Here is a 22,577-nt window from a genome sequence, read left to right as displayed (position 1 = left end):
ATCAGCGCGTGTTGATTGCCGCCAGCTCGGGCATCAAGGGCAGGTAGTGCTGCCAGCGCCCGACCGAATGCGTATACACCGCCTGGCGGGCTTGCCAGGCGCTCGCCGTCGCAATGGCCTTGGTCTGTTCGGTCGGCATGTCTTGGGGCGCAGCGGACTGGGGAATGCCCAGCCACTGCGCAATGGCGGCCAGCGTGTTCTCCGGCGCCTCGACGACTTGCTCGTAGGACACGCTGAGGAAGGCGGCGGGATAGCGTTCGCGCCAATGCGCTGCCAGGCGTCGACAGTCGCGGATCACGGTGGCGATGTCGCTCATGTCGTAGGCGTAATCATGGGCCGGGTCATGGAACGACTGCGACCACAATGACAGGGCGGTGTCGCGCGGATCGCGTTCGCAATGGATGATCCGCGCATTCGGCCATAACGCCATGGCCAGATCCACGCGCAGCAGGTTGAGCGGCTGCTTGTCGATATACCAATGCGCGGGCTCATCGTCCTGGCGGAGCTGGCGTGCGTATTGCGCGGCGGCCTCCTCCAGTTGCTGGCGCGAGGGCGAGACGGCAGCGAGTCGCTGTTCCCAGAAGGACAGCCAACCGAGTTCGCCGCGAACCTTCACCGACGGATAGCGGGCCAGGCGCTGCGCCAGCAAGGTCGTTCCCGAGCGCGGCACGCCCACGATGAACACCGGTGTCCAGTCGTCTGCCGGCTGCAGTGTCAAGCGGTTGGCCGGTGCCGCCAGGCGCGCTTCGATGCTGCGCTTCCAGAGTTTGCGCGACCATTGGCTGCTCGCGTGGGCGAGGGCGTTGGCCTGCCGAAAATAGGTGGCGGCCGAGGCGAAATCACCCAGGTCGTCGTGCGCCTTGCCCAGCGCAAACAGTACGGCGCGGCGCGTAGGCTCGCTCAGGCCGGGTCGCTGCAGCACGCTGTGGAAAAAGTCGAAATCGTGATGACCACGATCGCTGTAGCGCTGCAGCCCGGCCAGGCCAAGCGGGATGTTCCAGTCGATGGCGTCGGGCGTTTGTTCCAGCGCGCGGACGTAGTGCGCACGGGTGCGTTCAAACTGCCCCAGCTGAATGCCGAGCATGCCGGCGTAGGCGTGCAGGCGTGGATCATCGGCACCCGCACGAATGGCGTTCTCGCAGATGGTGAACGCTTCGTCTGGCCGTCCATAGTCGTCGAGCATTTCGACCGCACGGATGACCGTGTCCACTTCGTGACCGCCCTGCGCGAATGCCGAACGCAGCACTTCGCCAAGCGCAAGCAGCCGGCCCTGTTCGCGCAGCAGCGAAGCCAGCAGGAAGGCGGCGCCGGTATCGCCGGGATGGGATCGCAGCCACTCGTACAGCAACTGTTCCGCCCGTTCGCTGTGACCGTTCTGCCACAGCAGCCCGGCCAGCCCGAGGAGGATATCGGCCGACTCGGGAAAACGCGCGGCGGCGGCATCGAAAACCGCAAGCGCGGCGGCTGTGTCCGAGCGCAACGCAAGTGCGCGCCCCTGCGCCAGCCAATCATCCTGCGGCTGCGACGCGAGCGTGTCGAGCAGGGCCCTCACGCTCCCCAGGGGCGTGTTGGCGATGGTCATACGTCGTGGGCCGGCAATCCAAGCGCCGCCCGCAACGGGTTGAGCAGCGCGCCATAGCGTTGCGAACGCGCGGTGTCCGTGCGCATCGGCTGGCGTACCTGGGTTGCGCTGGGCGAACGGACCACGCGCTGGTTCTGGTGGAAGTTCACGCAGGCTTCTTCGAAGGGCAGCCCACAGAACGCGAGCAGTTGGCGGATCTGCGTTTCGGGGTCGGCGACCATCGCCTCGTAGCTGTGCTGGCGAACGTGGCCGCAATGGAGGGCGGCGCTACGCGATACGCTGCGATCGAAGTCGTGCCAGAAGGCGGCCAGATCATCGAAGCTGCGGCTGTAGCCATTGCTGCCATCCAGCGGCTGGCGATAGCACGAGAAGCAGGTCTCCAGCGGATCACGACGCACCACCACGATGTGCGCGCCCGGCAGCATGGCGCGAATGGCGCCGATATAGATCCAGTTGTTGGGCAGCTTGTCGGTGAAGACGGGGCGTTCGCTGCGCCAGCGCGCGGTGCGGTCAAGATAGCGTTGCCCCAGGCGTCGCCAGTCCTCTGGTGTCGCTTCGCGCGCCCATTGCGGAATGGGCTTGCCGCCCAGCCGCTGGGTTTCCTCGGCCAGCACCTGCGGGAGATCCGGCAATTCGCCCGCGCCTTCGACCAGGGAGTGCGAAGCGAGGATCTGCTCGACCAGGGTGGAACCGGAACGGGGAAGACTGACGATGAAGATCACGTTGCTTCCCAACGGCTCGTTGCTGCCGATGGGCGCAGGCTCGAAGGCGTCCGAAATCGTGCCGATGGCCTTGGAAAAATGCGGTGCATTCCAGGCCTGGTAGCGGCGCGCGGTGGCATTGGCGCGCGCCAGCGCCTCCAGCGACTGGGCATATTGCCCCTCGTCATCGAAGGCCTTGGCCAGGGCGAAACCGATGGCGATGCGGTCGTTTTCGGTCGCGTCGGCACGCTGCAGCGCAGCCTGCATCTGCGCGATATCGCTTGCATCGAAACGCTGCGTGCGCAGGTCGGCCAGGCCCCACCAGGCCAGTCCGAAGGTGGGTCGTACCGAGAGCAGGCGGCGATATTCCGTTGCCGCCGCCTCGACGTCGCCGCGCGTGCGCAGCAGGTCCGCCAGCAGCGCGCGGGCGGCCACGTGATCGGGTGCCAGGGTCACGGCCCGCTGCAGCGCTTCAGCGGCCTCTTCGTTGCGTACCGACTTGGTCAGCATCACGCCGAGGTTGTACCAGGCCATCGCCAGTTTCGGCTCCAGCTCGCAGGTGCGCCGCAGGGCGCGGATGGCGCCTTCATAGTCGCCCGCCGTGCCGAGCAGGGAGCCCAGCGTGTTGTGGTAGAGCGCATCCTGTGGACGATGCACCAGCGCGCGCTGCATCAGGCGCACGGCGTCGTTGTGATGGCCGCGCAAGCTCAGGATGCCCGCCTTCATGCGCAGCACTTCCGGATGATCGGGGTAGGCGGTGAGCACGCGTTCGAGCTGGCGGTCGGCCTCGTCGGCGCGCCCGGCGTCCAGCGCCTGGGCGGCGATCATCACTTGTTGGGTGGCTGATGGTCCCAGCCCTTGCAGTCGCGAATTCATCAGTGGCCCGATCGAAGGGAAGGACTACCGCGACACAGTTTCCTGCTCACGAAAAAAGCGCGTGCGGCCCGTCGAAACGCGTCTATTATGCCCATATGCACCGGGGTGGGGACCGCGGTGCGCAATGGCATAGTGAGTTCGCAGGCGGTGGGAGCAACGATGAATAGCGGAGTGGGAGTGGCAGTGCCGGCGCTGCGTGAGATGGCGCTCAACGGATTGCGGCAGGGTGATCCGGCATTGGCCGAGCAGTATTTCGGGCGCCTGCTGGAGCAGGCGCCCGACGACGCCGAAGCGCTGCAGTTCGTTGCCAGCCGCCATCTGGCGCGGGGAGACACCAGCCGCGCGCTGGCCATGCTGGCGGCCGCGGCGAAGGCGCATCCGGAACATCCGGATCTGCTGCACCAACTTGGCGTGGCACAGACCGTCGCCGGCGACCTGAGCGGCGCCGCGGCAAGCCTGCGCCGCTGCGTGGACATCGCGCCCAACATGTTCGTGGCGCGCCTGCGCCTGGGCATCGCCCTGGAACAGTTGGGCGAGATGCAGCGTGCGCTGCTCGCCTATTTCGGCGCGGTCAATGCGGCCCAGGCACAGGGGCGCTGGATGAGCGACGCCACCACGGCGCCAGGGCTGCGCCAGGCCGTGCAGCACGCCATGCGTTTCATCGACGCCGGCCGTCGCCGTACCTTTGATGCGGTGCTGGAACCGATGCGCGCGCGCTATGGCCGCGACGCCCTGTCCCGTGTGGAAGACTGCCTGGCCATCTATCTGGGCGAGCGTCGGGCGGAGCTTCCCGATCCCCGGCAAAAGCCGAAATTCCTGTATTTCCCCGGCGTGCCGAGCCAGGCCTACTACGGTGCCGAACGCTTCCCGTGGCAGGCCGACCTGCAGGATGCCACCGAGGTGATCCGCGAAGAACTGCAGTCTGTGCTCGCGGAAAATCGTCCATTCGAACCCTTTCTCGGCGAACAGACGGAAGAAGGGCTCAAGGGACATCTGCGCTCCTCGGGCGAACAGCCGGCCGCGTGGGATGCCTTCTTCTTCTATCGCCACGGCGACCGCTTCGACGAGCATCACCTGCGCTGCCCGCGCACCTCGGCAGTGCTGGAGCGCGCGCCGCTGGTGCGCATCCGCGACCACGCGCCGGAAACGCTGTTCTCCGTGCTGCGGCCGGGCACGCACATCCTGCCGCACCGTGGCGTCACCAATACGCGACTGGTCACGCACCTGCCCCTGATCGTGCCGCGCGATTGCGCGATCAACGTGGGCGGCGAGCTGCATGCGTGGAAGGAAGGCCGCTGCGTCACCTTTGACGACACTTTTGAGCACGAGGCGTGGAATCGCAGCGACAGCACGCGCGTGGTGGTGATCCTCGACAGCTGGAATCCCGACCTCACCGAGGTCGAACGCATGGCCGTCACCGACCTGGTCGAGACCATCGGGGATTTCAACCGCGCCAGCGAAGTCGCCGTACCGGGGGAATGACGGCAGCGGAAGGGCTAGACTCAGCCGACGCCGGCTGCCTGTGTGTCGTACGCCAGGCGCACGCGGGCGGCGGGGCGGGCGCGTACCGCCTGGCACTGCGCGCGCAGGTCCTCGTAGGAGGCCAGGCGGCCTTGTAGCCAGCGCTGCATCCGGGGGCCAAACAGGCCGTCCACCTTGGGATCGGCCTCGCGCAGCTGGCCTTCGATGGCCGAGATCTTCCACGGTTCGTCAGTGAGGTTGGCGATGGACTGCTGGCAGGCGTTGTCCAGTGGAGCGTCCGGCGCCAGGTCGAGGAAGGCGCACAGGCGCGCCCATTCGATATCGGGCTGGCGCACCAGATCCTCGAGGAAGACGAAGTGGTGGTTGGCCCGGCCGATGTGCTGGCTGTGGATGTCCATGGCCCGGTTCCAGCGGCGCGCCCAGTGCACGGTGCCGCCGCCGAAGGCGTCGTCGTTCTCGAAGCGCAGATAGACGTCGGCCAGCGAGGCCAGTACGTCCATGCCGCGGCGTACCACGTGGACAAAGCGCGCGTCCGGCGCCAGGGTTTCGATCTCGGGGATGTAGAGCAGGTGATTGGGTGTCTTCTCCAGCCACATCGATCGCCCGGCCATCACCGCCGAGCGGTCCAGGAGTGCTAGAAACTGCCCGGAAAGCGTGCGCCAGTGGTAGGCGGAGGGCATGGCTGGGCGAGCGCCCGCCAGCTGCACGTGCAAGGCGACAAAGGTCTCGCGGATGTGCCGGCGGGTCAGGCCCAGCGACTGGCGCCAGCGGCGGCGGCGCGGCTGCACGCGGGCATCGCCCCAGCGCCAGGCCAGATCGCCGTGCAGTTGTTCGAAGAACGCCGTTTCCGGCAGCGTATAGATCGCAGGGTGGCGCGCCAGCAAAGCCTGGACAATGGTGGTCCCGGAACGTGGGCAACCCACGACAAAGGTTCGCCGCATGGCGCTGTCTCCCTGAACAATGGCCGTGACCTGCCGGCCAATGACGGTGAATAACGCGTGATTTCTCGTTGCGTTGACTAAAAATACAGCTTCCCGTAAGGAAAAAGCGACTGTTTTTTCACTCTTGTCTGTTGGGAAGGCAGGCCAGCGGGCAAACTTGCCATCCTCGGCCCCCTACGCATCAGGACCACGCCCATGTACGCACTGACCTTCGACCGCTTCGGCCCCGCCGAGGTACTGCGCTGGACCGAGCGCCCGGACCCCACCCCGGGACCAGATCAGGTGCTGGTCCGCATGCATAGCGTTGGCCTCAATTTCGCCGACGTTTACCGCCGCAACGGCAATTACCACCTCAGCGGCTCAGCGCCATGGGTGCTGGGATACGAGGGTGCGGGCGTGGTCGAAACCCCCATGCCGGGCGATACCCAGTTCCCGGCAGGCACGCGGGTAGGCTTTGCCGATATGCCCCACGCCAACGCCGAGCTGGTGGCGGTGGACCGTGATCGCCTGATCCCCCTGCCGGCGGATATCGACGCCGATACGGCGGCTGCCGTACTGCTGCAGGGGTTGACCGCCCAATACCTGGTTACCGACAGCTTTGTGGTGCGGCCGGGCGACGTCGCCGTGGTGCATGCCGCCGCCGGCGGCGTCGGGCTGCTGCTGGTGCAGATGCTCAAGGCGCTCGGCGCGGTGGTGCTGGGCATCGCCTCCAGCGAGGCCAAGCGCGATGCGGTGATAGGCGCAGGCGCCGATGTGGCCGTGGGCTACGACGATTGGGTGGATGCCACCCGTTCGCTCACCGGCGGGCATGGCGCCAACGTGGTCTACGATTCGGTGGGTCGCACCCTTGCCGACAGCATGGCCGTCGCCCGCATCGGCGGCACCGTGGTGTTCTACGGCATGGCGGCGGGCGATCCCGACCCGGTCGATCCGCGGCTGTTGATGGACCGCTCGCTCACCCTGACGGGCGGCGACCTGTGGAACGTGTTGACCGGCCCGGCCGAGCGACGCCGGCGTGCTGCGGCGCTGTTCCAGCAGATCAGGCAGGGCAGCGTGAAACCGCAGATTGCGGCGCGCATCCCGCTACGCGATGGTGCCCGCGCACATGAATTTCTGGAAAGCCGCGCCGCCATCGGCAAGGTGCTGCTGACGCTTTGAGCGCCACTCAAAAACGATCGGTGTTCTCGTTGTCTTCCACCGGCAGCACCTGGTGGAACACCCCGTAGTCGATATGGCTGACGCCTTGATCGTCGTCGTGCACCAGGTCGATATAGCGATGATTCCAGCGCCACTCGCGATGGCTCCACTGGTGCCGGGCAAGCATCGATTGCGCGGTGGTTTCGTCGATGCCCTCGATGCACAGCATCAGGGTGGCTTCGGTCGTCGCCAGTTCCTCCTGGCTCATGCCGTACAAGGGGCTGTCTTCGTCGATCACATGCATCAGGCTCCAGCTCAGCGTGAACACCGGGTGCCGGTCGCGCAGGAGCTTGAGGTCATGAATCCGGCGCAGGCGAAAGCCCTCGGGTGAGGTTTCGCGCAGCAGCAAATGCAGTTTGGCGGAGGCTTCGGCGATCACGTTCTGGCGCGCGTTTGCCGCGCGTATCATCAGCGTGCTCTGCCCATGCACCTGGCGGATCACCGGGTGATTGGCAAACAGCATCTTGGCGCGCGGTCGCGAGAAGCGCGAAAACACGATGCCGGTGACCAAGGCGATGCTCAACATGCCGGCGAAGATCTCCACCGTCGCCACGATGTGCGCGTACATCGTTTGCGGATGCATGTCGCCGTAGCCCACCGTCGCCAGCGTTTCCACGCTGAAAAAGAACGCACCGGCGAAATTGCGCGGAAACTGGTTGGCGATGGCGTGGTCGCCCAGCTGGTAGAGCGCGGCGAACACGGTGTTGAGGGCCAGGAATCCCGCCGCTGCCAGCGCGAAAAACGTGGGCCAGCGGATATTGAGGGCGAAATGGTAGATATCGTCCCAGATGCGCTGGGTCAGACCTTCGCTGACGAACGGCCGTCCGCCGATCTGGATCGTGCGTGGACGATTGAGCCATTGGCGAAACCAAACGAACATGGAGCCATACCTGGCGGTGAGGGGCGTGGCGATTCTATCGCGGCGTGCGCGCTTCAAGCGCATCGCGCCAGGTCAGGAACAGGCGCAGGTCCAGTTCCTGCTGGTGATAGTCCGGCTGCATGTATTCGCACAGCTGGTAGAACGCCTTGTTGTGCTCGGTTTCCTTCAGGTGCGCCAGTTCGTGCACCACGATCATTTTGAGGAACTCCGGCGGCGTATCGCGGAACAGCGAGGCGATGCGGATTTCCTTGCGCGCCTTCATGCGGCCGCCGTGCACGTGCGATATCGCCGTGTGCATGCCCAGCGCCTTGCTGATGACATCGAGCTTGCTGTCGTACCACACGCGGTCGATGCCGGGCGCATTGCGCAGGTGCTCCTGGCGCAGGGCATTGGTATAGGCATACAGCGCCTTGTCGCTCTGCACCTCGTGGCGGCCCGGGTGGCGCTGTTGCAGATACGTGCCGAGCTCATCGCGGTCGATCAGCTGGCGCACCTTGTCCAGCAGCGCCGGCGGATAGCCGCCGAGGTACTTCAGCGCCGTCATGCCGCGGGCGGTTCGTCGTCAAAGCCGGTATAGCCTTCCGGGAACACCGGCGTGCCGTCCTCTTCCAGCGACTCGATGGCGGCGAGTGCCTTGTCGGCGGCGGCTTCCGCCAGCGCCTGTTCGCGGAAGTTGCGGTTCTCGCAGATGGCGAAATACACCGGAAAACCGCTGCGTTCGCGCGGCGTGACAACGATGCAGGCGGTGTAGCGCGAGCCCTCGGCAATCGCCGTGGTGTGGACCGCGTAGTGGTCGAAGAGGCGTTCGGACATGTCGGTATTCCACCAGGTAGGACGCTCATTTTAACCGGGTGGCTGTGCCACCATGCGCGCCATGTCCAAATCCGTGCCCCGTCTCGTCCTCGACACCAATGTCGCGCTCGATCTTTTCGTGTTCCGCGATCCTGCCTGCGAGCGCCTCAGCGCCGCGCTGGCACAGGGTCTCGTGGTCGTGGTGGTGGATGAGCCTTGCCGCGAGGAATGGCAGGCAGTGCTGGGTTATCCGCAGTTTGGCCTCGGCGAGGAGGCCCGCCGGCAGGCCATGGCGGCGTTCGACCTTGCGGTGTCGCTGCTGCCGGCGGCAGCCATGACGCCACGCCCCGAGGTGAAGCTGCCGCGCTGCGCTGATCCGGACGACCAGAAGTTCCTCGAGCTGGCGCTGGCATCAGGTGCCGAGTGCCTGCTGAGCAAGGACAAAGCGTTGCTGCAGCTGGCCCGGCGCACGGCACGCGAGGGCTGGTTCCTCATTCTGTGCCCTTCGGCATGGGAACCACCGGTGACCTGAGCGTACGATTCACAACCGATTGATCGCCCATTGGCGATGCTAACTATCCAAGATGGAGTCCGCTGATGAAGATCATGCAGAACGCAGCAAGTGCAGTGTGGGTGGCCTTGGGCCTGGTGGCCCTGACCGGCTGCGGCGTGACCAACGACCATGACAAGGTCATCAAGGACGTGGTGTCCAATCGGCAGTTCCTCTACCAGACGCCGGGCGACGGCAATGCCACGCTGCAGATCGTGCGCAGCAACGGTTACTTCGGCGGCGGTTGCTCCAGCCAGGTGCTGGTCGACGACAAATTTGCCGCGCAGCTGGAGACCGGCGAGCAGGCCACGTTCTATCTGCCCAGCGGCGCCCACACCGTATCGCTGCGCAACTCCGGCGCGTGCCACAAGGCGGGCGACAATGCGCACGTCGACACCAACCTGGCCCCCGGCGAAACCGCGCTGGTGGAAGTGAACAAGTGGGGTTCGTCGCTGTCGCTGGCCAAGCGCTGAGCGATAGTCAGGACAGGGGAGTCGAGGAGGGCGCCATGCTCGATCAAGTCTTCATCCACTGCCCCTACTGCGGCGAAGCCATCGAGATCCTCGTCGATGGCTCCGTCGACAGCCAGCATTACATCGAGGACTGCCAGGTCTGCTGCCGTCCGATCAATATCAGCGTAAGCGTTGATGAGGAAGGCGATCCGCAGGTCAGCGTCGCCTCCGAAAACGAAGGCTGACGCGCTCAGGCCAGCGCGGTCGAGTCGAGCACGTCCACGCCGAGGTTCTCGAAGCGCAGGCGTGTGGGGATATCGGTCTCGGGCGACACCGGCCGGGTGAGATCCCACAGCACGTGCGTGCGATAACCCAGTTCCACCGCATCTTGCGCGGTCCACAGCACGCAGACGTCGCGCGCCAGCCCGCAGACATAGACCTCATCCACCCCTTGTTCGCGCAGCCAGCTGTGCAACGCAGTGGATGGACGCTTGCCGTGCGGCCCGTGGTTTTCGCGAAAGCCGCTATACGAATCCACGCGGGGATCGTCACCCTTGCGGATCACCGTATCCACCGGGGACCAGTCGATCGACGGATGCAGCGCCGCGCCCGGCGTTTCCTGCACGCAGTGCGGCGGCCACAGCGTCTGCGCATGTCCATACAGCGGAATGCGGTCGAACGGCGCGCGTCCGGGGTGTGAGGTGGCGAACGAGACGTGGCCCTTGGGGTGCCAGTCCTGGGTGGCCACCACATGCTCGAAGACATCCCGCTTCAGCAGCTGGTCGATGCCCGGAACAATGGCGTCCCCCTCGTGGCAGGCGAGCGCGCCGCCGGGCATGAAGTCCGGTTGCACGTCGACCAGGATCAGGGCGGCGCGGCGGCTGATAGCTGGGCTCATAGGGATGGGCTCATGGTCGCGTCGAGTCTCGCAAAAGGTTGCGCCGGAAAGTCTAGTGGGCTGGAGGGGGGCGTGGTGTGACGCGTTCGACGGGGGATTTGTCATCCATATGGAGCGTTCAGGCTGAAAATCACCCCACCCCAGACGATGGTATGGCCCGGCGGGGACGTCGTCGCAGGCATAATGAGCCCACGGCAACCGATAGGGACCAGAGGCATGTTTTTTGACCAGTCGTGGATGGGCTACGGAATCGTAGGCGCGCTGGAGGCCGGCGGGATTGCCCTGGTCATCGGCCTGCTCGCCTACGTGATCCTGCATATGTTCGGCCGTACCCAGGGCTGGAGTCTCGGGCTCGAGGTAGGCTGGGCGAGCGTGATCGGCGTGATCCTGGCCGGTGGCAGCGATATGTGGAACCTGATCTATTTCAACTACGGCCGCGTGCAGTCGCTGCAGCTGCTGAAAATACGCCTGGCCGAAGTGCACGACCCGGACAATCTCGGCGCACGCGTGTTCTTCGAATTTGTCGGTGTCGCCGTGGGTGTATTCATCGGCTGGCTGTTGTTCGTACGTCGTCGCTCGTCCGTGTAAAGCGTTGCATCGGCATTCCCCCTCGCGCCGATGCAGCCGCTGTCTCCTCCCCCAAAGCAGTACCCATGAATACTCACGTTGAAGCGGGCGCCAGCGGCTTGCCGTTGACCCGACGAATCGTCCAGATCGTTCTTTTCACCTTTCTGGCCTATCTGGTGATCGGCATGCAGCTGGCGGTGCTGCCGCCGTTCGTGCACACCGAGCTTGGCTTTGGCGCCGTGCTGGCCGGCCTGGTGATCAGTACGCAGTACGTGGCCACCTTGTTGAGTCGTGGTTTTGCGGGTCGCACCTCCGACACCGCTGGCCCCAAGCGTGCCGCGCTGATCGGCCTGGTGGCGTGCGCGATCAGCGGCCTGCTGATGATCGCCGCGGCCCTGCTGCGTGCATGGCCGGTCGCCTCAGTGGGCGTGATGCTGGTGGCGCGACTGGCCCTGGGCATGGGCGAAAGTTGCGTGGCCACCGGTTGCATCATGTGGGGCATCGGGCGGGTCGGTGCGGAACACACCGCCAAGGTCATTTCCTGGAACGGCATTGCCACCTATGGCGCGCTGGCGGTCGGTGCGCCGCTGGGCGTGGTGCTGAACGCTGCGGCGGGTTTTGCCAGCATCGGCATCGCGGCAGTGTTGTTGATGGTGCTGGGCCTGTTGCTGGCGTGGCGTCGCCCCGCCGTGCACGTCGAGGCCGGCGAGCGCCTGCCGATGCATCACGTGTTCGGCCGCGTGGCGCCCTACGGCATGGGCCTGGCGCTGGCTTCGGTGGGCTTCGGGGTAATCGCCACCTTCATCACGCTGTACTACGCGCGCGAGGGTTGGTCCGGTGCCGCTCCCACCTTGAGCGTGTTCGGCGTGTGTTTCGTGGGCGTGCGCCTGGTGCTTGGCTGGACCATCGCGCACTTCGGCGGCTATCGCACCGCGCTCGTTTCGTTGCTGGTGGAATGCGCGGGCCTGATCGTGCTGGCCATGGCCAATCACCCTGCCATGGCCATGCTGGGAGCCGCGCTGAGCGGCATCGGTTTTTCGCTGATCTTCCCCGCGCTCGGGGTGGTGGCGGTGGAGCGCGTGAGCGGAAGCAATCGCGGCGCGGCACTGGCGTCGTATTCGGTGTTTATCGATGTGGCGCTGGGCGTGACCGGTCCGCTGGGCGGGTGGATCGCGTCGGGTGGACGCTATGGTCCGATGTTCGTGGTGGCTGCGATGTTGTCGTTGGCGGGAGCGGTGCTTACCGGCAGTCTCTATTTGCTCCATGGCAACAAGGCGACTGGCTGATCGCGACAGCAAGGCCTCGGCACGGCTTAAAGCACCGGATCAAACAAGCGCGCCACGTGCATCGCCAGTCGCCGCAGATACGGCGCCTTTTCATATTCCGCAGCCGTGACCTCGTGCGCGTGGGCGAAGTCATCGCACAGCATGGCTTCCACCTCGCCAGCGAATTCGGGATCCACGTTCAGGGCGCCGATCTCGAAGTTGAGACGGAACGAACGGTTGTCCAGATTCATGCTGCCCACCGAGGCGGTGTCATCGTCCACCAGCAGCACTTTCTCGTGCACGAAGCCCGGCTGATAGCGAAACACGCGGATGCCGGCGAGCACCGCATCGTGGGCATACAGGCTGGTGGCAAGGAATACCGTGCGGTGATCAGGGCGGCACGGAATAAGCACGCGCACGTCCACGCCGCGGAACACCGCCAGCCGCAACGCCGACATCACTGCCTGGTCGGGCACGAAATAAGGCGTGGTGATCCATAGCCGGTGACGCGCGGCGTGGATCAGCGAGACGAAGAACAGCGAGCAGGTCTCCTGTCGATCGGCCGGCCCGGTGGCCACGATGAGCGTGTGCGCGTTGCCGACCTGTTGCTGCGGTTTGAGCAGCGGCGGCAGCTCACCGGTGACCCAGTGCCAGTCTTCGGCGAAGCTGCGTTGCAGATCGGCGACGGCCGGGCCTTCGATTTCCAGGTGCGTATCGCGCCATGGCGCCAGCGGGGGGCTGAGGCCGAGGTATTCGTCGCCTACGTTGAGGCCGCCGACGTAACCGCGCATGCCATCCACGACCACAATCTTGCGATGATTGCGGAAATTGAGCTGGAAGCGGTTGCTGCGCCGCTGGGTGGCGAATGAATGGATGATCACGCCCGCCTCCTGCAGCGTTTCCACATACTCGTTCGGCAGCGCGTGGCTGCCGATGCCGTCGTAGAGCACACACACATCCACACCGGCGCGCACGCGATCGATCAGCGCCTGCTGCATGCGCTTGCCGAGCATGTCGTCGTGGATGATGAAAAACTGCACGAGCACGCAGCGCCTGGCCTCATTGATGGCCGCGAAAATCGCCTCGAAGGTGGCGTCGCCGTTGATCAGCAGTCGCAGCCGTTGCCCGGCGTGGAAGCGCGCGCCGAGCATGTGCGCGATCTCGCCATAGCGATCGTTGACCTCCGGCGCGCTGGAGCCATTGGCCAGCTGGGCGTCCGCCAGTGCCTGCATCTGGTCGCGTCGTGCGCGATGCAGGTCCACGTAGCCGTGAAAATGGCTGCGTCCCAGATACAGATACGGAATGAGCGTGGCGTAGGGCAGCAAGACCAGGCCCAGCGCCCACGCAAACGCGCCTTGCGGCGTGCGCGTATTGATCACCGCGTGCATGGCGGCGAGCACGCCGGCGATGTGCAGAACCAGCAACAGGGTGCCGACGATGGTGGTCAACATGCCGCGCCACCGGCGAGATGAGTGAGGCGATCCTTATCGAGCATGGGTTCCCCGCATCAACGCATGGCGTCGCGCACAGTATCGAGCACATCGCGTTCGCGTGCCTGCAGTGCCTGCTGCAGGTGATCGACGAACAGGCGAATGCGCGCCGGCAGGTAGGCACGGCTGGGATAGATGGCGTAGATGTGGGCGTCGGCCAGGAACACCTCGTTCTTCAGCGGCACCAGGCGGCCGGCGCGCACGTCGTCGGCGATATCCCAGGCGGACTTGAACGCGATGCCGTGGCCGGCAATGGCCAGGCTGCGCATGAGGTCGCCGTTGTCGCAGGTCATCGCCGCTTCCACGCGCAACGGACGGGAGCCGTCCGGCGTCTGCACCATCCACGGCAGCACGCCATGGCCCGGACGGTGCAGCATCAGGCAGCGGTGCTGCTGCAGTTCGTCGGCATGGTGCGGATAGCCATGCCGTTCCAGATAGTCCGGCGAAGCGCACAGCACGCGGAAGTTGTTGGTGAGCAGGCGCGACACCAGGCGCGAGTCGACCATGGTGCCGCCCCGCACGGCGACGTCCACGCCGTACTCGAACAGATCGAGCATGGCGTCGGAATTGGTGATGCGCAGATGCAGCTGCGGGTGCTGCTCGGCGAAACCGGCCGCCATCGGGCCCACATACTGGCGCCCCATATCCACCGAGGCGGAGATGTGCAGCTGCCCGCGCACCTCCAGCTGGCGCAGCCCGACGGCCGAGTTGGCGTCGTCCACGTCGGCGATGATGGCCTGGCAGCGCTCAAAGTAGAGCGTGCCTTCCTCGGTGAGCACGAGGCGGCGCGAGCTGCGCTGGAGCAGCCGCACGCCCAGCGCGGTCTCCAGCCGGGTCAGCCGCTTGCTGGCGGCAGCGGGCGACAGACCCAGTTCGCGCCCGGCCGCCGACAGGCTGCCTTCGGTCACGGCGCGCACGAACAGGCGCATATCTTCGAAATCGACCATGTTCCAGAGACCTTGGCGAGCAGGCTGGTACGGCCTGGGAATGAGCCATCTTTAACTTTCAGGAAAAGATGCCTCTCTAGTTTGCTCAATTCCCGCAAAGATCTACAAGGCGCACAGTGGCGGCCGTTTCCTTCAGGGATCCCCTCCCATGAACTCCCCACGTTCTTCCGAAAGCGCTGCTGCGGCCGCAGCCGGTTCATCCCGGTTGGCCCTGCTGGCCTTGTCGGTCGCCGCGTTCGCCATCGGCACCACCGAATTCGTGATCATGGGCCTGTTGCCCGAAGTGGCCACGGACCTGCACGTGAGCATCCCGTCCGCCGGCCTGCTGGTGTCGGGCTACGCACTGGGTGTCGCGGCCGGCGCGCCCCTGCTGGCGGCGCTCACGGCCCGCATGGAGCGTCGCAACGCCCTGCTGCTATTGCTCGGCCTGTTCATTCTGGGCAACGCGCTATGCGCGGTGGCGCCCAACTACGGCGTGCTGATGGTGGCGCGCGTGGTGGCGGCGTTCTGCCATGGCTCGTTCTTTGGCATCGGCGCCGTGGTGGCTTCGCATGTGGTGCCGCGCGGCCAGGCTGCCCGCGCCATCGCCCTGATGTTTACCGGGCTGACCCTGGCCAATGTGTTGGGCGTGCCGTTCGGTACCTTTCTCGGCCAGTGGGCGGGCTGGCGCTCGACCTTCATGGCCGTGACCGGCCTGGGCCTGATCGCCGCGATCGCCGTGTGGCGGCTGGTGCCGGCCTTGCCGGATCTGGCGTCGCCGAACATGAAGCGCGAGCTGGGCGTGCTGCGTCAGCCGCAGGTGCTGCTGGCCTTGCTGATGACGGTGCTGGGCTTTGGCGGCGTGTTCACCGTGTTCACCTATATCGCGCCGATCCTGCAGCAGGTGGCGCATGTGAGCGTGGGCGCCACGGGTTGGGTGCTGATCCTGTTTGGCGTGGGCACCACCATCGGCAACATGCTCGGTGGCCGCCTTGCCGACTGGCGCCTGATGCCCTCGCTGGTGGGCGTGCTGATCGCGCTGTCGCTGATCATGCTGGCGTTTGCCTGGACCATGCACAACACCATCGCTGCCGTGGTCACCGTGTTCGTCTGGGGCATCGCTGCCTTTGCCACCGTGCCGCCGCTGCAGATGCGCGTGGTGCAACAGGCGAGCGATGGTCCGCATCTGGCCTCGACGCTGAATATTGCTGCGTTCAATCTCGGCAATGCGATCGGCGCCTTCATCGGCGGTTCGATGATCGGCATGGGTCTGGGTCTGCCGTCGGTAAGTGTGGCCGGCGCCGTGGTCGCCTTGCTGGGTCTGCTGGTGACTTTGGTCAGCGCGGCGCTCGAACGACGTCGCCGCCCAGTCGCGGCAGCTTGCGCCGTCGGCGCCTGATCGAACTCTCTGCGTGCAAAGGATGGGCATGAGCAAGCAAACCAAGGTCGCACTCGTGGTGGGTGCCCAGGGCGTGATCGGTCGCAATCTGATCGATCACTTGTCGACGCTTGAGGACTGGCAGGTGATCGGCTTGTCGCGTCGCGGTGGGACAGGTGCTGGCCGCGTGCAACACATCGCCGTCGATCTGCTCGATATTGACGACACGCTGGCAAAGCTGCGCAAACTCGATCACGTGACGCACGTGTTCTACGCGGCCTATCAGGATCGCCCCAGCTGGGCCGAACTGGTGCCGCCGAACGTGGCGATGCTGGTGAACGTGCTGGACGCGATCGAAGCGGTGGCGCCGCAGCTTGAACACATCAGCCTGATGCAGGGCTACAAGGTCTACGGCGGACACCTCGGTCCGTTCAAGACGCCGGCGCGCGAAACCGATGCGGCCTTCATGCCGCCGGAATTCATGCACGATCAGCAACGCCTGCTCGAACAGCGACAACAGGGCAGGGCGTGGAGCTGGTCGGCGATCCGCCCTGCGGTGGTCGGCGGTTTTGCGCTAGGCAATCCGATGAATCTCGCGCTCGCCATCGCCGTGTATGCGTCGATGAGCAAGGAGCTCGGCCTGCCGCTGCGTTTTCCCGGCAAGCCGGGTGCCTACGACAGGCTGCTGGAGATGACCGATGCCGGTCTGCTCGCCAGCGCCACGGTGTGGGCGGCCACCGAGCCGCATTGCGCCAATCAGGCTTTCAACATCACCAACGGCGACCTGTTCCGATGGAACGAGATGTGGCCCTTCATCGCCGATTATTTCGGCCTTGAAGTCGCGCCACCACTGCCGCTATCGCTCGATAGCGTGATGGCAGACAAGGAGCCGCTGTGGCAAGCCATGGGCGAACGCCACGGCCTCGCGCCGCATGCCTATGCCGAGGTATCGTCCTGGCGTTTTGCCGACTTCGTGTTTTCCTGGGACTACGACATGTTTGGCGACGGTTCCAAGGCGCGGCGCTACGGCTTCCACGAACATGTGGAAACCAAGGCGATGTTCACGCGACTGTTTGATGACTTTCGTCGGCGCAAAATCATTCCCTGACTTTTCAGATTCGCAAGGAGAGCTGCATGAAAGCCGTCGCGTACCGACAGATCCTGCCCATCACGGATCCGCATAGCCTGATCGACGTCGAGTTGGCGCAGCCCGCGCCGCAAGGGCGCGATCTGCTGGTGCAGGTCGAGGCGATCTCGATCAATCCGGTGGATACCAAGGTGCGCCAGCGCGCCAACCCCGAGGGTGCAGACAAAGTGCTGGGTTGGGATGCCGCCGGCACCGTGGTGGCGGTGGGCGCCGACGTTACGCTGTTCAAGCCGGGCGATGCGGTGTACTACGCCGGTGCGATCGATCGTTCCGGCAGCAACGCGCAATTCCAGCTGGTCGATGAGCGCATCGTGGGACGCAAGCCCGGCACACTCGATTTCGCGCAGGCCGCGGCGATGCCGCTCACCACGATCACTGCGTGGGAATTGCTGTTCGACCGGCTCAACCTGCCTCGCGGCGCCACAGCGCGTCCTCGCGTCATCCTGGTCGTCGGCGGTGCAGGCGGGGTGGGTTCGATGGCGATCCAGTTGGCACGCACGTTGACCAATGCCACCGTGATCGCCACGGCGTCGCGTGAAGACAGTCAGGCGTGGGTGAAGGCCTTGGGCGCGCATCACGTGGTCGATCATCATGGCGATCTGGTCGCCGCGGTGAAGGCGGTGGCGCCGCAAGGCGTGGACGATGTGCTCAGCCTCACGCACACCGAGCAGCACTTCGCGAAGCTGGTGGAACTGCTCAAACCACAGGGCAAGCTGGCCTTGATCGATGATCCGGCCAAGCCGCTGGAGATCAACCTGCTCAAGCAGAAGAGCATCTCGCTGCACTGGGAGTTCATGTACACGCGCTCGCTGTTCCACACCGAGGACATGCAGGCGCAGCATCGTCTGCTCAACGAAGTGGCCGACCTGGTCGACGCCGGTGTGTTGCGCACGACGCTGCGCGACAACCTGGGTGCGATCAATGCGGAGAATCTGCGTCGCGCACATCAGCAAGTGGAAAGCGCGAGCTCGATCGGCAAGCTGGTTTTAAGCGGCTGGTAATCGCTGGCACGCAAAAAAAAGGAGCGCCAAGCGCTCCTTTTTTTATCCGCCCTTCAACAACCGGTCGGCGAGATTGCGCGCCTGCTGGCGTATCTCCGGCATGGCCGTGGATTCCCACAGCGTGCCGCGCAGCAGGGTACCGATCGCGTAGAAGTGCGGCCACGGCTGGTTGCCATGCGCCACGCGTCCTTCCGTCGTTGCCGTGACGCCCAGACCGAGCGGATCGGCGGTGACATGGCCATTGGTCGACAGCTGGCGGATCAACGGATGCTGCGTGCGCCGCACATCCGTGTTGAGGCCCACCGTCTGGATGACCAGATCGGCATCCATGGTTTCCATGCCCTTGCCGTGCGGACGGCGGATTTCCAGATGCAGCTTGTCGCCGACGACATCGACCGTCTGCAGACGACCGCGACGACGGTGCAGCCGGTCGCCATCCTCAAGCGCCTTCATGGCCGCCATGACCTGCGGCGGCATGCGATGGCGCACGCGTTCCCAGGCCCAGCGTGCATGACGCAGGAAGCGCGAGCGTTCCGCTTCCGCCAGCAGCGCCCATAGCGAAGGCGTATGCGGGCGCAGGCTGTCGACCACGGTGCGCCAGTCGGCGCTTTGCGCCATGGCTTCGCGCAGCAGGCGGATCCAGGTACGGATGTAGGGTTCGTCGCGCATCGCCTCGATCAGTTCGCCGCTGTCGTCAGCTGGCGCGGAGGCGTGCTGCAGATGTGGCTCCGGCAACAGGCCGTGGCGCGAGATGGCTTCGAAGCTGGCGTTCGGCCACAGCGCCGAAAGCTCCAGCAACACGTCGACGGCGGTGAGACCCAGTCCGATCAGCACCACTTTGCGCGGACGTGTGTCCGGCTTGGCCTGCGCAAGAAAACCCCAGGGTTCAGTCACGTACTGGCCGCTTTCGAGCGCCGCATCGCTGACGCCATTCAACGGCAGCGGCGGCAACGAACCGATCGCCAGCACGGCGGCGTCGGCACGTGCGCTGTCCTCGCCATGGATCACATTGACGCCATCGTGCTCCGGCACGATGGCATCCACCTCGAACGGCAGCACGCGCACATCGTGGCCGGCTGCACGTGCACGCTCGAGCGCGCGCTCCACCTGAGCTTCGAGATAATCGCCATAGAGGCGTCGCGGCAGGAAATCGGTACCGGCGATGGTGCTGTCGCCACGCTGGGCGTATTCCAGAAACCCGTGCGGCCGGGCAGCAAACATGCTCATCGAGGCCGCACGGACGTTCAACAAATGTTTGTCGGACCGCGTGCCATACGCGACACCACGCGGCGAGTTACCGCCGCCGGTATACCAGTCCAGATGCAACAGCTGCGGCAACTGGCGTTCCAGTAGCTCGCTCAGCAGCGCTGCCGCTGCAGCACCGCCGCCGATGATGGCGACCCGTCGATACATGCCACTCCCTCAAAAAAAGCGTCTTCACGTGTGTGGCTTCAAGCATACAGGCGGCCGGCCAAGGCGCTGCGCTGCTGGCTTGCGGTCCACTGGCCAGCTTCGCCAGCTTGTTGGTATGTAAAGTACTGTGCCAGATCGCCACCGTACACGTGAAGCGTCAAGGCAGTGTCGTGCCGGGAGAGGTTGCGGCAACGGTGGACGTGGCGGTCGTCAGCGTCGAACCAGGTGACATCGCCGGGGCCTAGCCAGTCGCGGCCGGTCAATCGCAGGTTCTTCCCGTCCTGGTCACGGTCCCAGGATTCCACTTCGAGTGCCCCATGCAGGGCCATCTCCAGGCCCCACAGGCCATCGTGATCGTGGATCGGGGTGGCGTAGTTGGCGGGCCATGCCATCACGAGCACGCTGATATCGGGCTTGTTGCGCTGCGCCACCAGCCAGCGTTCAAAGCCGCGGTTGCGCTCGCGCAAATCGGCCAGGTCGCCGATCAGGGCCTGCTTATTCTGGTAAACCGTACGACTCAGTTCCCTTGCCATCGAGGCAAGGTCAGGGTGCTCGCCCACCCCATAGTCAAATGCGATTTCACGCAGCGCCTTGAGGTGTTGCATGTGTTTGGCCATGCGCAGTCACTCATGGAAACCGGCGCGCAGTGGAGCATGCGTATCGTTAAAGTCCCGTAACACCGGGGCGAGATCGGCATGGCGAGGGACATGACTTTCGCGACATGCGCGACATGCCGCAAAAGCGCACGATGCTTTCCAAGCAGGCCTTGAAACTTGCATCGGTTGCCACAACTGCTCGATGCGCAACGGTCGCCGGCAGTGACGCCGGGAGGAGACACATCATGTTTGCGATAAGCGTGCTCTTGATGTTGATAGTAGGCGTTTGGCTCGGGGTCGCCTTGATCGGCCTGGTCTTCAAACTCGCCTTCGCCTTGATCGGCGGGCTGTTCAGCCTGGTCGGCGCCGTGCTCGGTCTGGTGTTCGGCGGCCTTGCCTTGTTGATCGCCGCGCCCATCGTGGCGCTCGCCCTGTTGCCCTTGTGCCTGCCGGTGATTTTGCTGGTGGCCGTGGTGTGGGCCATCGTGCGCCTGGCGCGCGGACCTGCGCCGGCGGCGCCCGTCAACGCCCACTAGAACTTCGCTTGCCGTGGAAGGGCCCGGCCTGCCACTGGATGCAGGTCGGGCCTTCCGCTTCAGATCGTTCTAAAGCGCGACGAAGCCGCTCAAAGCTCGTTCAAATTGAACGTCACCGGGACACGTGCCCATGCACGCACGGCCCGGCCATTCACCATCGCCGGTTCGAACTTCCAACTCTTCAGCACCTGCTCGCGTGCACTGCGATCGAGCAGGCTGTAGCCGCTGCTTTGTTCGATAGCGACCTCCTGCGGAACACCGTTCTCGTCCACCAACACCTTCAGGATCACTTGCCCTTGCAGGCGCGAATGCAGCGCCTGTGCGGGATATTTCAGCGGCGTCGCCCGATAGGCGAGGGTGGCTTCGACGGGAGTGTTGGTAACGTCCGCTGCGGGAGGGGCGATGGTGGGCGGAGTCACGGGCGCTGGCACCGTGCCATCGTCCGTGGTGTTGACCACTGGCGGCGTCACCGGAAGGGGATGCGTTAGCGCTTGCGGATGTGGAACGGTCTTCGGCGGCGCCAGCTTTTTGATATCGATCGGTGGTGGCGGAGGCACTTCCTTCGCCGGGGTGATCCAGCTGATCGGCGTGGCGGCAATGCGTTGCACCTGCTCGGCCAGTTGCGGCGCCATCGGACGCATGAGGGCGAGCAGCGCAGCGAGGTTGAGGGTGATCGCCACGCTCATCGCGGCGATGCGGATGTGGTCGGGATGGGCATGACGGGGTGCAGCCAGGCTTGCGGACGACATAGGCGACCTCCTGACGTATCGATGTGAATTTTGACGCCTGCTGGAGCAGGCGGATGGCCCGTGCACGCCGCGCGGGGACGCGGAGGGATCGTGTCGGTGCGCTTGCAGCCTAAGCCCGAAAAAAAGACTTGCGCAAGTAGCCGTATGGAAGGCTATTCTGGCGGGCGGGAGCTGCCTGGCCCGGTTCGGGCTTTTTTCAGTGCGCCACCAGCATCGGCACGTCGCCATGCATGAACAGGTGGCGGGTGGTGCCGCCGAGCACCATTTGCGCGAGCCGCGAGCGGCTCCAGGCGCCCATCACGATCAGGTCGGCTCCCTGGCTATGCGCAGCCTCCAACACGGCGGGCCCCGCGGCGTGACTGGGGCCGCTATCGAGCGTATCGATGCGGGCGTTGATGCCGTGGCGCTGCAACCAGTCGGCCAGGCCGGGCGGCGGCAGCACCGGCAACATGTCCGCGTTCATTTCGCTGCCGTCGAGCACGCGCACCAGATCGGCCTTCTGCAGCAACGGCACGGCCGCGGCCAGCGCGAGCGCGGATTCGCGGCTGCCGTTCCATGCCACCAGCACATTGGCGCCGACGCTGGGCACGGGCGAGACATCCGGCACTACCAGTACCGGCCGCCCGCTGGCAAACACGCAACGCGACACCGAGCCGAAACCGACTGGCGCATCGCTGCGCTTCTGGCTGCGCTCCATCACGAGGATGTCGTAACCGGAGGCCGCCTGGCTCACCGCCTGGACGGTGTCGCCCTGGGTGACCCGCCAGCTGCCGTTGAGCGCACGGGCGGCCAACGCCTGCTGCCAGTGGTGGTCATGTGTTCGTGCTTCGGCGACGCGGCGCTGTGTTTCTTCGAGTTGTACGGGCACGGCTTCGGGAAGACTGAAGGCGGTGGCTGGCAGGTCGGCCACGTAGAGCGCGTCGAGCCTAGCCCCCAGCCGTTGCGCCAAGGCCAGGGCGGCACGCGGAGCGGCAACGCCCAGGTCGAGATGGTCCAGATGCAACAGCAGGTCGATCGCAGACATGGCGGCTCTCCTGATTCCCAATCCGATATCAGCATAGAGCCTGCCATCGGTGGCGGTGTAGCGCGCGAAATCGCAGGACAAAAAAAGCCCCGCACAGGACGGCGGGGCGGTAAGGCCGGGCATCGGGGGAGAGA

Annotated in this window: 24 protein-coding genes; 11 read left to right on the top strand and 13 right to left on the bottom strand. The window is 65.3% G+C overall.

Going from position 1 to position 22,577, the window contains the following annotated elements:
• Nucleotide 1: 1 nt before the first annotated feature.
• Together AC1DKY_RS16090 and AC1DKY_RS16085 are read right to left on the bottom strand one after the other, a co-directional pair.
• Nucleotides 2-1,582, bottom strand: a complete 1,581-nt coding sequence (locus AC1DKY_RS16090; protein WP_441604747.1) for a tetratricopeptide repeat-containing sulfotransferase family protein — start codon at nt 1,580-1,582, stop codon at nt 2-4.
• Entirely contained in the window at nt 1,579-3,159 is a 1,581-nt protein-coding gene (locus tag AC1DKY_RS16085) for a tetratricopeptide repeat-containing sulfotransferase family protein (protein WP_441604746.1), read from the bottom strand. The genes AC1DKY_RS16090 and AC1DKY_RS16085 overlap by 4 nt, the downstream gene beginning before the upstream one ends.
• Before the next feature lie 159 nt (nt 3,160-3,318).
• Here AC1DKY_RS16085 and AC1DKY_RS16080 point away from each other — a divergent pair, with 159 nt between their 5' ends.
• Nucleotides 3,319-4,641, top strand: coding sequence for an aspartyl/asparaginyl beta-hydroxylase domain-containing protein (locus AC1DKY_RS16080; protein ID WP_441604745.1), 1,323 nt, complete (start codon nt 3,319-3,321; stop codon nt 4,639-4,641).
• A 20-nt stretch (nt 4,642-4,661) separates the two neighbouring features.
• Here AC1DKY_RS16080 and AC1DKY_RS16075 read toward each other — a convergent pair whose 3' ends face one another.
• The gene (locus AC1DKY_RS16075; RefSeq protein ID WP_441604744.1) at nt 4,662-5,582 is read right to left on the bottom strand and encodes a sulfotransferase family protein; all 921 of its coding nucleotides are present in this window, start codon (nt 5,580-5,582) and stop codon (nt 4,662-4,664) included.
• 195 nt (nt 5,583-5,777) lie between these two features.
• Between AC1DKY_RS16075 and AC1DKY_RS16070 the strand changes: the two genes are divergently transcribed.
• Nucleotides 5,778-6,740, top strand: coding sequence for a quinone oxidoreductase family protein (locus AC1DKY_RS16070; protein ID WP_441604743.1), 963 nt, complete (start codon nt 5,778-5,780; stop codon nt 6,738-6,740).
• Between the two features lie 7 nt (nt 6,741-6,747).
• Here AC1DKY_RS16070 and AC1DKY_RS16065 read toward each other — a convergent pair whose 3' ends face one another.
• Genes AC1DKY_RS16065 through AC1DKY_RS16055 form a run of 3 tightly spaced genes read right to left on the bottom strand, consistent with a single transcriptional unit; the run spans nt 6,748 to nt 8,472 of the window.
• Nucleotides 6,748-7,659, bottom strand: coding sequence for an ion channel (locus AC1DKY_RS16065; protein WP_441604742.1), 912 nt, complete (start codon nt 7,657-7,659; stop codon nt 6,748-6,750).
• A 34-nt stretch (nt 7,660-7,693) separates the two neighbouring features.
• Complete coding sequence (locus AC1DKY_RS16060) at nt 7,694-8,203, bottom strand: M48 metallopeptidase family protein (protein ID WP_441604741.1); 510 nt, start codon at nt 8,201-8,203, stop codon at nt 7,694-7,696.
• Nucleotides 8,200-8,472 carry a hypothetical protein gene (locus AC1DKY_RS16055; protein WP_441604740.1) on the bottom strand — a complete coding sequence of 91 codons (273 nt, stop codon included), beginning with the start codon at nt 8,470-8,472 and terminating at the stop codon, nt 8,200-8,202. Before AC1DKY_RS16055 ends, AC1DKY_RS16060 begins: the two co-directional genes overlap by 4 nt.
• Before the next feature lie 73 nt (nt 8,473-8,545).
• On the opposite strand from AC1DKY_RS16055, the gene AC1DKY_RS16050 reads away from it, so the two are divergent.
• From AC1DKY_RS16050 to AC1DKY_RS16040, 3 genes are all read left to right on the top strand, one after another.
• A complete protein-coding gene (locus AC1DKY_RS16050) occupies nt 8,546-8,983 on the top strand; it encodes a putative toxin-antitoxin system toxin component, PIN family (RefSeq protein ID WP_441604739.1) in 438 nt (145 codons plus the stop codon).
• 65 nt (nt 8,984-9,048) lie between these two features.
• The gene (locus tag AC1DKY_RS16045; protein ID WP_441604738.1) at nt 9,049-9,474 is read left to right on the top strand and encodes a hypothetical protein; all 426 of its coding nucleotides are present in this window, start codon (nt 9,049-9,051) and stop codon (nt 9,472-9,474) included.
• Nucleotides 9,475-9,509: 35 nt separating this feature from the next.
• Nucleotides 9,510-9,698, top strand: a complete 189-nt coding sequence (locus AC1DKY_RS16040) for a CPXCG motif-containing cysteine-rich protein (protein WP_441604737.1) — start codon at nt 9,510-9,512, stop codon at nt 9,696-9,698.
• A gap of 5 nt (nt 9,699-9,703) precedes the next feature.
• Here the strand turns inward: AC1DKY_RS16040 and pncA are convergent, their stop codons facing one another.
• Nucleotides 9,704-10,351: a bifunctional nicotinamidase/pyrazinamidase gene (gene pncA / locus AC1DKY_RS16035; RefSeq protein WP_441604736.1), complete on the bottom strand. Its 648-nt coding sequence runs from the start codon at nt 10,349-10,351 to the stop codon at nt 9,704-9,706.
• Between the two features lie 216 nt (nt 10,352-10,567).
• On the opposite strand from pncA, the gene AC1DKY_RS16030 reads away from it, so the two are divergent.
• Nucleotides 10,568-10,939, top strand: a complete 372-nt coding sequence (locus AC1DKY_RS16030; RefSeq protein ID WP_441604735.1) for a hypothetical protein — start codon at nt 10,568-10,570, stop codon at nt 10,937-10,939.
• A gap of 65 nt (nt 10,940-11,004) precedes the next feature.
• Entirely contained in the window at nt 11,005-12,204 is a 1,200-nt protein-coding gene (locus tag AC1DKY_RS16025; protein WP_441604734.1) for an MFS transporter, read from the top strand.
• 26 nt (nt 12,205-12,230) lie between these two features.
• Here the strand turns inward: AC1DKY_RS16025 and cls are convergent, their stop codons facing one another.
• Together cls and AC1DKY_RS16015 are read right to left on the bottom strand one after the other, a co-directional pair.
• Nucleotides 12,231-13,634 (bottom strand): cardiolipin synthase, encoded by a 1,404-nt coding sequence (gene cls / locus AC1DKY_RS16020; RefSeq protein ID WP_441604733.1) that lies wholly within the window; start codon nt 13,632-13,634, stop codon nt 12,231-12,233.
• Between the two features lie 56 nt (nt 13,635-13,690).
• Nucleotides 13,691-14,620 (bottom strand): LysR family transcriptional regulator, encoded by a 930-nt coding sequence (locus tag AC1DKY_RS16015; protein ID WP_441604732.1) that lies wholly within the window; start codon nt 14,618-14,620, stop codon nt 13,691-13,693.
• A 148-nt stretch (nt 14,621-14,768) separates the two neighbouring features.
• Here AC1DKY_RS16015 and AC1DKY_RS16010 point away from each other — a divergent pair, with 148 nt between their 5' ends.
• From AC1DKY_RS16010 to AC1DKY_RS16000, 3 genes are read left to right on the top strand one after another with little or no spacing between them, the layout of a single operon-like run.
• Complete coding sequence (locus AC1DKY_RS16010; RefSeq protein ID WP_441604731.1) at nt 14,769-15,998, top strand: MFS transporter; 1,230 nt, start codon at nt 14,769-14,771, stop codon at nt 15,996-15,998.
• A 28-nt stretch (nt 15,999-16,026) separates the two neighbouring features.
• Nucleotides 16,027-17,085, top strand: a complete 1,059-nt coding sequence (locus AC1DKY_RS16005) for an SDR family oxidoreductase (RefSeq protein ID WP_441604730.1) — start codon at nt 16,027-16,029, stop codon at nt 17,083-17,085.
• Between the two features lie 26 nt (nt 17,086-17,111).
• A complete protein-coding gene (locus AC1DKY_RS16000; RefSeq protein WP_441604729.1) occupies nt 17,112-18,125 on the top strand; it encodes a zinc-binding alcohol dehydrogenase family protein in 1,014 nt (337 codons plus the stop codon).
• 42 nt (nt 18,126-18,167) lie between these two features.
• On the opposite strand, the gene AC1DKY_RS15995 is transcribed toward AC1DKY_RS16000, so the two are convergent.
• Together AC1DKY_RS15995 and AC1DKY_RS15990 are read right to left on the bottom strand one after the other, a co-directional pair.
• Nucleotides 18,168-19,538, bottom strand: a complete 1,371-nt coding sequence (locus tag AC1DKY_RS15995) for an FAD/NAD(P)-binding protein (protein ID WP_477180019.1) — start codon at nt 19,536-19,538, stop codon at nt 18,168-18,170.
• 38 nt (nt 19,539-19,576) lie between these two features.
• On the bottom strand, nt 19,577-20,155 hold the full coding sequence (locus AC1DKY_RS15990; RefSeq protein ID WP_441604727.1) for a cysteine dioxygenase: 579 nt from the start codon (nt 20,153-20,155) through the stop codon (nt 19,577-19,579).
• 224 nt (nt 20,156-20,379) lie between these two features.
• On the opposite strand from AC1DKY_RS15990, the gene AC1DKY_RS15985 reads away from it, so the two are divergent.
• A complete protein-coding gene (locus AC1DKY_RS15985; protein ID WP_441604726.1) occupies nt 20,380-20,670 on the top strand; it encodes a hypothetical protein in 291 nt (96 codons plus the stop codon).
• Between the two features lie 89 nt (nt 20,671-20,759).
• Here the strand turns inward: AC1DKY_RS15985 and AC1DKY_RS15980 are convergent, their stop codons facing one another.
• A complete protein-coding gene (locus AC1DKY_RS15980; RefSeq protein ID WP_441604725.1) occupies nt 20,760-21,419 on the bottom strand; it encodes an energy transducer TonB in 660 nt (219 codons plus the stop codon).
• A gap of 196 nt (nt 21,420-21,615) precedes the next feature.
• Complete coding sequence (locus tag AC1DKY_RS15975) at nt 21,616-22,443, bottom strand: universal stress protein (RefSeq protein WP_441604724.1); 828 nt, start codon at nt 22,441-22,443, stop codon at nt 21,616-21,618.
• Nucleotides 22,444-22,577 lie beyond the last annotated feature (134 nt).

The organism is Dyella sp. 01N448 (assembly GCF_056399225.1).
This window is presented reverse-complemented; position numbering and strand designations above follow the sequence as displayed.

Coding starts and splice junctions, on each gene's coding strand:
- AC1DKY_RS16090 (WP_441604747.1), bottom strand. CDS start 1,582: ATGACCATCGCCAACACGCCCCTGGGGAGCGTGAGGGCCCTGCTCGAC.
- AC1DKY_RS16085 (WP_441604746.1), bottom strand. CDS start 3,159: ATGAATTCGCGACTGCAAGGGCTGGGACCATCAGCCACCCAACAAGTG.
- AC1DKY_RS16080 (WP_441604745.1), top strand. CDS start 3,319: ATGAATAGCGGAGTGGGAGTGGCAGTGCCGGCGCTGCGTGAGATGGCG.
- AC1DKY_RS16075 (WP_441604744.1), bottom strand. CDS start 5,582: ATGCGGCGAACCTTTGTCGTGGGTTGCCCACGTTCCGGGACCACCATT.
- AC1DKY_RS16070 (WP_441604743.1), top strand. CDS start 5,778: ATGTACGCACTGACCTTCGACCGCTTCGGCCCCGCCGAGGTACTGCGC.
- AC1DKY_RS16065 (WP_441604742.1), bottom strand. CDS start 7,659: ATGTTCGTTTGGTTTCGCCAATGGCTCAATCGTCCACGCACGATCCAG.
- AC1DKY_RS16060 (WP_441604741.1), bottom strand. CDS start 8,203: ATGACGGCGCTGAAGTACCTCGGCGGCTATCCGCCGGCGCTGCTGGAC.
- AC1DKY_RS16055 (WP_441604740.1), bottom strand. CDS start 8,472: ATGTCCGAACGCCTCTTCGACCACTACGCGGTCCACACCACGGCGATT.
- AC1DKY_RS16045 (WP_441604738.1), top strand. CDS start 9,049: ATGAAGATCATGCAGAACGCAGCAAGTGCAGTGTGGGTGGCCTTGGGC.
- AC1DKY_RS16040 (WP_441604737.1), top strand. CDS start 9,510: ATGCTCGATCAAGTCTTCATCCACTGCCCCTACTGCGGCGAAGCCATC.
- pncA (WP_441604736.1), bottom strand. CDS start 10,351: ATGAGCCCAGCTATCAGCCGCCGCGCCGCCCTGATCCTGGTCGACGTG.
- AC1DKY_RS16030 (WP_441604735.1), top strand. CDS start 10,568: ATGTTTTTTGACCAGTCGTGGATGGGCTACGGAATCGTAGGCGCGCTG.
- AC1DKY_RS16025 (WP_441604734.1), top strand. CDS start 11,005: ATGAATACTCACGTTGAAGCGGGCGCCAGCGGCTTGCCGTTGACCCGA.
- cls (WP_441604733.1), bottom strand. CDS start 13,634: ATGTTGACCACCATCGTCGGCACCCTGTTGCTGGTTCTGCACATCGCC.
- AC1DKY_RS16015 (WP_441604732.1), bottom strand. CDS start 14,620: ATGGTCGATTTCGAAGATATGCGCCTGTTCGTGCGCGCCGTGACCGAA.
- AC1DKY_RS16010 (WP_441604731.1), top strand. CDS start 14,769: ATGAACTCCCCACGTTCTTCCGAAAGCGCTGCTGCGGCCGCAGCCGGT.
- AC1DKY_RS16005 (WP_441604730.1), top strand. CDS start 16,027: ATGAGCAAGCAAACCAAGGTCGCACTCGTGGTGGGTGCCCAGGGCGTG.
- AC1DKY_RS16000 (WP_441604729.1), top strand. CDS start 17,112: ATGAAAGCCGTCGCGTACCGACAGATCCTGCCCATCACGGATCCGCAT.
- AC1DKY_RS15995 (WP_477180019.1), bottom strand. CDS start 19,538: ATGTATCGACGGGTCGCCATCATCGGCGGCGGTGCTGCAGCGGCAGCG.
- AC1DKY_RS15990 (WP_441604727.1), bottom strand. CDS start 20,155: ATGGCCAAACACATGCAACACCTCAAGGCGCTGCGTGAAATCGCATTT.
- AC1DKY_RS15985 (WP_441604726.1), top strand. CDS start 20,380: ATGTTTGCGATAAGCGTGCTCTTGATGTTGATAGTAGGCGTTTGGCTC.
- AC1DKY_RS15980 (WP_441604725.1), bottom strand. CDS start 21,419: ATGTCGTCCGCAAGCCTGGCTGCACCCCGTCATGCCCATCCCGACCAC.
- AC1DKY_RS15975 (WP_441604724.1), bottom strand. CDS start 22,443: ATGTCTGCGATCGACCTGCTGTTGCATCTGGACCATCTCGACCTGGGC.